A 10,197-nucleotide genomic window follows, 5' to 3' on the forward strand; every position below is an offset into this window, starting at 1 on the left:
CGATGAGCACCGCAAGCACCCCGGGTGTGGTGCGGGACACCGTCGACGGCCCGGTGCAGACCGGGCCGTCCGGCTCCGCCCCCACCACCTCGGGCACCAGGACCGCGTATCCGCTCTATGTGACGGGCAAGCTGGGCGGCGCCGTCGTCTCGCTGCTCGCCGTCCTCGTCACCAGCTTCTTCCTCTTCCGGATCATCCCCGGTGACCCGGTCAAGGCCATGACCCATGGCGTGCCGACCTCCGCCGAGCAACTGGCCACGCTGCGCAAGCAGTTCGGACTCGATCTGCCGCTGTGGCAGCAGTTCACCGACTACTGCGGCCGGGCGCTGACCGGCGATCTCGGCACCTCGTACCAGTTCCACGCGCCGGTCGGTGAGCTGATCGCCACGAAGCTGCCCGCGACACTGCTGCTCACGGGTGTCGCCGTGGTGATCTACTCGGCGCTCGGCCTCTGGCTCGGCGCCCGCTCCGCCTGGCGCAACGGCAGCCTGAGCGACCGCCTCAACACCGGTGTGGCGCTGACGCTCTGGTCCGTCCCGTCCTTCTGGCTCGGGCTGCTGCTGATCATCGTCTTCTCGGTGGGCATCGGCCCGATCCCCGGCATGTTCCCGACCGGCGGCATGGAGTCGGGTGACTCGTCCGGCTTCGGTTACGTCCTCGATGTGGCCCACCACATGGTGCTGCCGGTGGCCACGCTGGTCGCGGTCGGATACGCGCAGACGCTGCTCGTCATGCGGTCCTCGCTGCTGGACGAGATGGGCGGCGACTATCTGACGACGGCGCGGGCGAAGGGGCTGCGGGACGATCTCGTACGCCGTCGGCACGCGGTGCCGAACGCCCTGCTGCCCACCGTCACCATGGTCTTCATCAATCTGGGCCATGTGGCGGCGGGTTCGATCCTCGTCGAGACCGTCTTCTCCTGGCCCGGCCTCGGCGGACTCTTCTACCAGGCGCTGAGCGTGCCCGATCTGCCCCTCGTCCAGGGGCTGTTCGTCGTCTTCGCCGGCGCGATGATCCTGATGAACCTCCTCGCCGATCTGCTCTATCCGCTCCTCGATCCCCGGGTGGGCCGATGACCCTGGAGAAGACCCCGCCGGCCTCCTCGCTCGCCTGGGCCCGTCGGCGCGGCTCGGTGACCCGCTTCTGGACGGAGTACCGGACACACCGCGCCGGACTTCTGGGGCTCGCGGGACTCGCGTTCATCGCGCTGATCGCCCTCCTCGCACCGCTGCTCGTCGGCGACGACGTGCGGAGTGTGACCAACGCTCCCGGTACGGCCCTGGAGAAGCCGAGCGGTGAATTCCCGCTCGGTACGGACCAGTTCGGGCGCTCGCTGCTCGGTCTGCTCGTCTGGGGTGCCCGGATCTCGCTGACCGTGGGACTGCTGGCCGCCGCGCTGTCGGTGGCCATCGGCACCCTCGTCGGGGTCGTCGCCGGGCACTACGGCGGCTGGTTCGCGACGGTCGTCATGCGGATCACCGACTGGTTCCTGGTGATGCCGGCGCTCGTGCTGGCGATCGTCCTCGCGACGGTCATGTCACGGTCCATCTGGACGGTGATCCTCGCGATCGGTGTCACCAGCTGGCCGACGACCGCACGGCTGGTACGGGCCCAGACCATCGCCGTCGAGTCCCGTCCGTACATCGAGCGCGCCCGTGCGCTCGGCGGCGGCCACGGCCACATCATGACGCGCCATGTGCTGCCCAATGTCATGCCCTTGGTACTCGCCCAGACCACCCTCGGTATCTCCAGCGCCATCCTGACCGAGGCGACGCTCGCCTTCCTGGGCCTCGGCGATCCCCTCATCATCTCCTGGGGCGGCATGCTCCAGGACGCGCGCGAGGCGGGCGCGGTCTCCTCGGGGCACTGGTGGTATCTGGCGCCGCCCGGTATCGCCATCGCGTTCGTCGCGCTCGCCTTCACACTCTGCGGCCGGGCGATCGAGACCGTGCTCAACCCGAAGCTGGGGGTGTCCCGTTGACCGACACGACGCTGCTGGAGATCAAGGACCTCCATGTGACGTACGGCTCCGGTCCCACCGCCGTGCCCGCCGTACGAGGTGTCGACCTCGCCGTCGAGTCCGGCCGCAAGCTGGGCATCGCCGGTGAGTCGGGGTGCGGCAAGTCCACCCTCGCACTCGCGCTGCTGCGGCTGCTGCCCGCCTCGGCGCGGCTGTCCGGAGAGATCCTGCTCGACGGCGAGGACGTGCTCACCATGAGGTGGGGGCGGCTGCGCGCGGTTCGGTGGGCGGGGGCGTCGATCGTCTTCCAGGGTGCGATGCACTCGCTCAACGCGGTGCACCGGATCGGCGACCAGATCGCCGAACCAGTACTGCTGCACCGGCGCACGACCCCCGCCGCGGCCCGCTCGCGCACCGGCGAACTGCTGGAACAGGTCGGGCTGCCGGCCGCCCGCGCGGACGCCTATCCACACGAACTCTCCGGCGGCCAGCGCCAGCGCGTGATGATCGCGATGGCGCTCGCCTGCGATCCGCGGCTCATCGTCGCGGACGAGCCGACCACCGCGCTCGATGTGATGATCCAGGCGCAGATCCTGCGGCTGATCGAACAGCTCGTCGCCGACCAGGGCATCAGCCTGCTGATGATCAGCCATGACCTGGCGGTCCTCTCGGACACCTGCGACCGGCTCGCCGTGATGTACGCGGGCCGAATCGTCGAGGAGGGACCGGCGCGTACGGTCTACGACGCCGCCGAGCACCCGTACGGCCGGGCGCTCTCCGCCGCCTTCCCGCGCATCGGCGACCTCGCGTCCCGGCGCGCCCCGCGCGGGCTGCCCGGCGACCCGCCGGACCCGGCGGCGCTGCCGTCCGGCTGTACGTTCCACCCGCGCTGCCCGGTCGCGCTGGACTCCTGCGCCACCGACGACCAGGAGCTACGGGACGCCGGTCCCGGCCGGCGCGCGGCCTGCGTACTGGTGGGCTCGACGGCACCCGCGGAGGTACGGCCATGACGGCGCCCGCGACCACCCCTCAGGAGCCACCCTTGACCAGCGCGCCCCTGCTCTCGGCCGCCGGACTGAACGTCACCTTCCCGGGCCGGCGCGGCGCCGCGCCCGCCCGCGCCGTCGACGGCGTCGACCTCGACATCGGCCCCGGGGAGATCGTCGCGCTGGTCGGCGAGTCCGGCTGCGGCAAGACCACACTGGCCCGCGCCCTCCTCGGTCTGGTACCGCCCACCGGCGGCGGGGTCAGCTTCGCCGGGGAACCGCTGGGATACGGCTCCCGCACCCTCAAGGCGTACCGCAAACGGGTCCAACTGGTACTCCAGGACCCGAGCGGCTCCCTCAACCCGCGCCATACGGTGTACGACGCGGTGGCCGAGGGGCTCCGGATCCACGGCTTCCGGGGCGACGAACGCGAAGCCGTCGCCGAGGCGCTGTCCCGCGCCGGTCTGCGCCCGCCCGAGCGCTTCTTCCTGCGCTACCCGCACGAGCTGTCCGGGGGCCAGCGCCAGCGCGTCGTCATCGCCGGCGCGCTGGTACTGAAGCCCGAACTGATCGTCGCCGACGAGCCGGTGGCGTCCCTGGACGCGTCGGTACGGGGCGAGATCCTGGCGCTCCTGCTGTCCCTGCGCGACGAACTCGGCCTCTCCGCGCTGGTCGTGACGCACGACCTGGGCCTCGCGTGGAACATCGCGGACCGGGTGGCGGTGATGTACCTGGGCCGGATCGTGGAGACGGGGCCGGTCGAGGACGTACTGACGAACCCTCAGCACCCTTACACACGGGCGCTGTTGTCCGTCCTCCCCGAGTCGGACGGCCCCCCGGTGATCCTCACGGGCGAGCCCCCGGACCCGTCCCGCATCCCGGCGGGCTGCCGCTTCCACGCGCGATGCCAGGTGCTGGCGTCGGGGGAGGCGGAGAGGGCGGGGGTGGCGGAGAGATGCCGGACGGCGGAGCTGCCGGTGCTGGGGGGTGGGGCGGCTACGCAGGTGGCGTGCCACTGGGTGCAAGCGGGTCGGTAGGCGGCGGGGTCTTGGTTGCGGTCTCGTCGTCGTGGGCCGGGGGCCGGGGTCTCCGGAGGTACATGTCCGGACGGCATGATTTACGGCGCGCAGCTGGCCTGTCGTTGGTTCGGGCGTCCGCGCGCCACAAATCACGCTTTAGTGTCCGGACACGCACCTCCTACGACCCCGACCCCCTCCCCCGGTGGTCGCCCAGCCCGACTCCGCCGGTACCGGCCCGGTGGTGGAGTGCGGGACGGTTCGCCCACCCTCGCGCACGACCGGACCGCTTGAGCGGGCGGTGAAGGGGGGCGCGCAGGGATCGTGTCCGGGACGTAGAGCGTGATTTGTGGCGCGCGAACGCCCGAACCAACGACTGGGCAGCTGCGCGCCGTAAATCATGCAGTCCCGGACGCGAGCCCGGAGCGCACCCCGGCAACAACCCGCAGACGAAAACCGGCCCCAGCCGAACCGCAACCCGGCTACATTCCCAGCAGCGCCCGCGACCTCTTCACGTCGTCCCCCATCGCTTCCAGCAGCGCCTCGATCGACTCGAACTTCCGCTGCCCCCGCACATACGACAAGAAGTCCACGGTCACATGCAGCCCGTACAGATCCAGCCCCACCCGGTCGATCGCATACGCCTCGACCGTCCGCTCCGTGCCGTCGAACTGCGGGTTCGTGCCCACCGAGATCGCCGCCGGCATCCGTTCCCCGTCCGCCGTCAGCCAGCCCGCGTACACCCCGTCCGCCGGGATCGCGGTGTGCGGCAGGGTCTCCACGTTGGCCGTCGGGAAGCCGAGCTCGCGGCCGCGCTGCGCGCCGCGTACGACCACGCCCTCCACCCGGTGCGGGCGGCCCAGGATCTCCGCCGCGCCCGCGACATCGCCGTCGGCGACCAGCTTGCGCGTGAGGGTGGACGAGAAGGGCTCACCGCCGCCCGCCTCGCCGGTGACGTAGAGGTCGACGACCTCGACCTCGTAGTCGTACGTCACCCCCAGATCGGCGAGGACGGCGACATTGCCGGCGGCCTTGTGGCCGAAGCGGAAGTTCGGGCCCTCGATGACCGCCCGGGCGTGCAACTTGTCGACCAGGACCTTCACGATGAAGTCGGCGGGCGACAGCTTGGAGAACTCGACGGTGAAGGGGAGGATCAGCAGCGCGTCCACCCCCAGCTCGCCCATCAGCTCGGCGCGCCGGTGGTGGGGCGCGAGCAGGGGCGGGTGGCTGCCGGGGCGTACGACCTCGCTGGGGTGCGGGTCGAAGGTCACGACGACCGACGGCACCCCCAGCTCGCGCGCCCGTTCCACGGCCCGTCCGATGATCAGCTGGTGACCGCGGTGCACCCCGTCGTAGGAGCCGATGGTGACGACGCTGCGCCCCCAGTCCTGGGGGATGTCCTCCAAGCCACGCCAGCGCTGCACTGTGACCGCTCCTCGCCCGAAACTGTGTACGTCATTACCGATTACGCAGCTCTAAGACTGCCATGCCGAACACGCCCCTCGTACACCGGTGGTGCACTCCGAGCGCCCGGCCGGTGCGGTGAGTGGCGGGCGTGGGGTGGACAGACACCTGTGGGAGGGGGACCGTGGGGCGGGCGTGCCCGTCCGCCCCACGGTGGAGGGTTCAGCCGAAGACCGCGAGGCTCTTGGCCTTGCCGTTCTGCTCCTCGACCAGCGCCACGAAACGCCCCTGGGGGTCGAACGCGGCCACGGGACTCGTCGCGTACGAGGGCATGTCCAGCCGTACGCCATTGATCAGCAGCTTGGCCCGCTTCTCGTCCACGTCCCAGCGCGCGAACGCCGCGGCGGCGGCTTCGGCGACCGGCATGACGGTCAGCTCCTCCTGGAGCTGGTCGAGCGTCTTCGCCGCGTCCAGCGCGTAGGGGCCCACCCGGGTCCTGCGCAGCGCGGTGAGATGGCCGCCGACCCCGAGGCCGGCGCCGAGGTCCCGGGCGAGGGCGCGGATGTAGGTGCCGGAGGAGCAGACGACGGAGACGACCAGGTCGAGGACCGGAGTGCCGTCTTCCGCGACCGCCTCGCGGACGTCGTAGAGCCGGAACGAGGAGACGGTCACCGGGCGGGCCGGGATCTCGAACTCCTCGCCGCCGCGTACCCGCGCGTACGACCGCTTGCCGTCGATCTTGATGGCGCTGACCTTGGACGGCACCTGCATGAGGGCGCCGGTCAGCGCCGCGATCCCGGCGTCGATGGCTTCGCGCTTCACCGCGGAGGCGTCGGTGGAGGAGGTGATCTCCCCTTCCGCGTCGTCCGTGACGGTGTTCTGCCCCAGCCTGATCGTGCCGAGGTACTCCTTCTCGGTCAGCGCGAGATGTCCGAGGAGCTTCGTGGCCCGCTCCACGCCGAGGACGAGGACGCCCGTCGCCATGGGGTCGAGGGTGCCGGCGTGGCCGACGCGGCGGGTTCTGGCGATCCCGCGCATCTTGGCGACGACGTCATGCGAAGTGAAGCCCGACGGCTTGTCCACGATGACAAGCCCGTCGGGCGTGGTGTTCTGCTGAGTCATTCCGCGGCGGCGCCGTCCGTGTCGTCCTCGTCGTCCTTGCGGTACGGGTCGGCCCCGGCCGCGTAGGTCTTGCCGGTCGACACCTCCCGTACCTCCGCGTCCTTGGCGCGCGCCTTGTCGAGAAGGTCCTCGATGGTGCGGGCGTTGTCCGGCAGGGCGTCGGGCACGAACGTCAGCGTCGGCGTGAAGCGGACGCCCGTCTGACGGCCCACCTCGGAGCGGAGGACGCCCTTGGCGCTCTCCAGGGCCGCCGCGGAGGCCGCGCGCTCCTCGTCGTCGCCGTAGACCGTGTAGAAGACCGTGGCCTCCCGCAGGTCGCCGGTGACACGGGCGTCCGTGATGGTCACGAAGCCCAGTCGCGGGTCCTTGATACGGCGGTCCAGGGTCTCCGCGACCACGACCTGGATGCGATCGGCCAGCTTGCGGGCCCGCGCGTTGTCGGTCACCGGTCCGTCACTCTTCCTTCTGGGTTTTCTGGTGTACTGGTCAGTCTTCATCGCCGTGCAGCCGCCGTCGTACCGACAGCAGCTCCACCTCGGGGTGGCCGGCGACCATGCGCTCGCACCGGTCCAGCACGTCCGTGAGGTGCGCCCAGTCCCCTGACACCACCGCGAGACCGATCTCGGCCCTGCGATGGAGGTCCTGGCCGCCGGTCTCCGCGACGCTCACCGCGAATTTCCGCTGGAGCTCGGCGACGATGGGCCGGACGACGGAGCGTTTCTCCTTCAACGACCGTACGTCGCCGAGGAGCAGATCGAAGGACAGCGTCCCCACATACATGCGTTTCCGGATCCCCGCCGGTACGGGTTCAGATGCCCTGCCAGCGCTTGGCAGGGGCACAAGAACCGTACACGGAACGGCCGGGGCCGATCGACGGAATATGCGTCCCGTCGACCGGCCCCGGATCTCGGGGGTCCGGGGGTGTCCCCGGAGAACCCAGCCCGTGCGTCAGCCGCGCGGCTTCTCGCGCATCTCGTACGTCGCGATGACGTCGTCGATCTTGATGTCGTTGAAGTTTCCGAGGTTGATACCGCCCTCGAAGCCTTCGCGGATCTCGGTGACGTCGTCCTTGAAGCGGCGCAGACCCTGGATGTTGAGGTCCTCCGCGATGACCTTGCCATCGCGGACGAGCCGGGCCTTGGTGTTCCGCTTGACCTCGCCGGAGCGGATGAGAACACCCGCGATGTTGCCCAGCTTGGACGAGCGGAAGACCTCGCGGATCTCCGCCGTACCGAGCTCGACCTCTTCGTACTCCGGCTTGAGCATGCCCTTGAGGGCGGACTCGATCTCCTCGATCGCCTGGTAGATGACCGAGTAGTAGCGGACGTCCACGCCTTCGCGCTCGGCCATCTGCGCGGCACGCCCGGCGGCGCGCACGTTGAAGCCGATCACGATGGCGTCCGAGCCCATGGCCAGGTCGATGTCCGACTCGGTGACCGCACCCACACCGCGGTGCAGGACCCGGATGTCGACCTCGTCGCCGACGTCGAGCTGGAGCAGCGAGGACTCCAGGGCCTCGACGGAACCGGACGCGTCGCCCTTGATGATGAGGTTGAGTTCCTGCACCAGACCGGCCTTGAGGGCCTCGTCCAGGTTCTCCAGGGAGAACCGGACGCCCCTGCGGGCGAAGGCCGCGTTCCGCTCACGAGCGGCGCGCTTCTCGGCGATCTGCCGGGCGGTGCGGTCCTCGTCGACCACGAGGAAGTTGTCGCCGGCGCCGGGGACGTTGGTGAGACCCAGGACCAGGACCGGCGTCGACGGCGCCGCTTCCTCGACGTTGTTGCCGTTGTCGTCGAGCATCGCCCGGACTCGGCCGTACGCGTCACCGGCGACCATCGTGTCACCGACGCGCAGCGTGCCGCGCTGGACGAGCACGGTGGCGACGGCGCCGCGACCGCGGTCGAGGTGGGCCTCGATGGCGATACCCTGCGCGTCCTGTTCCGGGTTGGCCCGGAGGTCGAGCGAGGCGTCCGCGGTGAGGACCACGGCCTCCAGCAGGCTGTCGATGTGCAGGCCCTGCTTGGCGGAGATGTCGACGAACATCGTGTCGCCGCCGTACTCCTCGGCCACCAGACCGAACTCGGTGAGCTGACCGCGCACCTTGGTCGGGTCGGCGCCCTCGACGTCGATCTTGTTGACCGCGACCACGATCGGCACGTCGGCCGCCTTGGCGTGGTTCAGCGCCTCGATCGTCTGGGGCATCACACCGTCGTTGGCCGCGACCACCAGGATCGCGATGTCGGTGGACTTGGCACCACGGGCACGCATGGCGGTGAACGCCTCGTGACCCGGGGTGTCGATGAAGGTGATCTTGCGCTCTTCACCGTTGACGTCCGTGGCGACCTGGTACGCGCCGATGTGCTGCGTGATACCGCCGGCCTCGCCCGCGACGACGTTCGTCTTGCGGATCGCGTCCAGCAGCCTGGTCTTACCGTGGTCGACGTGACCCATGACGGTCACGACCGGCGGACGGGACACGAGGGCTTCCTCGCCGCCCTCGTCCTCGCCGAACTCGATGTCGAAGGACTCCAGGAGCTCGCGGTCCTCCTCCTCGGGGCTGACGATCTCGACGACGTAGTTCATCTCGCTGGCGAGGAGCTGAAGCGTCTCGTCGGAGACGGACTGCGTGGCGGTGACCATCTCGCCGAGGTTCATCATCACGGCGACGAGCGACGCCGGGTTGGCGTTGATCTTCTCCGCGAAGTCGGTGAGCGACGCACCGCGCGACAGCCGGACCGTCTGGCCCTGGCCGCGCGGCAGCATCACGCCGCCTACCGACGGGGCCTGCATGGCCTCGTACTCCTGGCGCCTCTGCCGCTTCGACTTACGGCCACGACGGGCGGGCCCGCCGGGACGGCCGAACGCGCCCTGTGTGCCACCACGGCCGCCGGGACCACCCGGACGTCCGCCGAAGCCGGGACGGCCACCGCCGCCACCGCCGAAGCCGCCGCCGCCACCGGGACGACCCGGAGCGCCGCCACCGCCGCCGCCACCCGGGCGACCGGCGAAACCGCCACCGCCGCCGCCACCGGGACGACCGGCGAAGCCGCCGCCGCCACCGGGACGACCGCCGCCGCCACCGGCACCGCCGGGACGACCGCCGCCACCGGGACCACGGCCACCGCCGGGGCCACCACCGGGACGCGGGCCGGCAGCGGGACGCTGCGGCATCATGCCCGGGTTGGGACGGTTACCACCGGGGCCACCGCCGGGACCCGCGGCGCGGGGCGCCTGCGGACGCGGCATACCGCCGGGGGTGGGACGTCCGGTCCCGCCACCGGGACCGGCCTGCGGACGGGGACCGCCCTGACCGGAACCCTGCGGGCGCGGAGCACCACCGGGGGCACCGGGGCCGCCGGGACGCGGGGCGCCGCCGGGACGGGGCGCCTGCGGGCGCGCCATTCCGGTGGAGCCACCCGAGGTGAAGGGGTTGTTGCCAGGACGCGGGCCCGCGGGGCGGGCACCGGGACGCGGGGCCTGGCCGGGGCGCGCGCCGCCGGAGCGGCCGCCCTGGCGCTGGTCACCCTGACGCTGATCGCTCCCTCGCTCGCCCTGGCGCTGGTCGCCCTGGCCGCCCGTCGGGCGGTTGGACGGACGCGGGCCGGGGGTGGCACCGGGCCGGGGACCGGCGGCCGGGGCCGACGGGGGCGCGGTGAACTCCGGGGCCGCCGGTGCGGCGGGCGCCGGCTTCGGCGCGGCGGCCGCGGGG

General features: G+C 71.4%; 9 protein-coding genes. 4 read left to right on the plus strand and 5 right to left on the minus strand.

Annotation, left to right across the window (positions count from 1 at the left end):
- The first annotated feature begins 2 nt into the window (after nucleotides 1–2).
- Genes M1203_RS36815 through M1203_RS36830 form a run of 4 tightly spaced genes read left to right on the plus strand, consistent with a single transcriptional unit; the run spans nucleotide 3 to nucleotide 3,983 of the window.
- Nucleotides 3–1,076 (plus strand): ABC transporter permease, encoded by a 1,074-nt coding sequence (locus M1203_RS36815; RefSeq protein ID WP_249954218.1) that lies wholly within the window; start codon nucleotides 3–5, stop codon nucleotides 1,074–1,076.
- A complete protein-coding gene (locus M1203_RS36820) occupies nucleotides 1,073–1,981 on the plus strand; it encodes an ABC transporter permease (protein ID WP_249954219.1) in 909 nt (302 codons plus the stop codon). The genes M1203_RS36815 and M1203_RS36820 overlap by 4 nt, the downstream gene beginning before the upstream one ends.
- Entirely contained in the window at nucleotides 1,978–2,970 is a 993-nt protein-coding gene (locus M1203_RS36825; protein WP_249954220.1) for an ABC transporter ATP-binding protein, read from the plus strand. Before M1203_RS36820 ends, M1203_RS36825 begins: the two co-directional genes overlap by 4 nt.
- A complete protein-coding gene (locus M1203_RS36830) occupies nucleotides 2,967–3,983 on the plus strand; it encodes an ABC transporter ATP-binding protein (RefSeq protein ID WP_249954221.1) in 1,017 nt (338 codons plus the stop codon). The genes M1203_RS36825 and M1203_RS36830 overlap by 4 nt, the downstream gene beginning before the upstream one ends.
- 461 nt (nucleotides 3,984–4,444) lie before the next feature.
- Here M1203_RS36830 and M1203_RS36835 read toward each other — a convergent pair whose 3' ends face one another.
- The 5 genes from M1203_RS36835 to infB all read right to left on the minus strand — a co-directional run.
- Complete coding sequence (locus M1203_RS36835; protein ID WP_249954222.1) at nucleotides 4,445–5,386, minus strand: bifunctional riboflavin kinase/FAD synthetase; 942 nt, start codon at nucleotides 5,384–5,386, stop codon at nucleotides 4,445–4,447.
- A gap of 202 nt (nucleotides 5,387–5,588) precedes the next feature.
- Nucleotides 5,589–6,488, minus strand: a complete 900-nt coding sequence (truB, locus tag M1203_RS36840; protein WP_249954223.1) for a tRNA pseudouridine(55) synthase TruB — start codon at nucleotides 6,486–6,488, stop codon at nucleotides 5,589–5,591.
- Nucleotides 6,485–6,934 (minus strand): 30S ribosome-binding factor RbfA, encoded by a 450-nt coding sequence (gene rbfA / locus M1203_RS36845; RefSeq protein WP_249954224.1) that lies wholly within the window; start codon nucleotides 6,932–6,934, stop codon nucleotides 6,485–6,487. The genes truB and rbfA overlap by 4 nt, the downstream gene beginning before the upstream one ends.
- Before the next feature lie 40 nt (nucleotides 6,935–6,974).
- Complete coding sequence (locus M1203_RS36850; RefSeq protein WP_249954225.1) at nucleotides 6,975–7,268, minus strand: DUF503 domain-containing protein; 294 nt, start codon at nucleotides 7,266–7,268, stop codon at nucleotides 6,975–6,977.
- Nucleotides 7,269–7,436: 168 nt separating this feature from the next.
- The coding region (gene infB / locus M1203_RS36855; RefSeq protein WP_249954226.1) for a translation initiation factor IF-2 at nucleotides 7,437–10,197 on the minus strand (2,761 nt) is incomplete at its 5' end.

Source organism: Streptomyces sp. 35G-GA-8, assembly GCF_023534745.1.
In the GTDB taxonomy this organism is placed as follows: domain Bacteria; phylum Actinomycetota; class Actinomycetes; order Streptomycetales; family Streptomycetaceae; genus Streptomyces.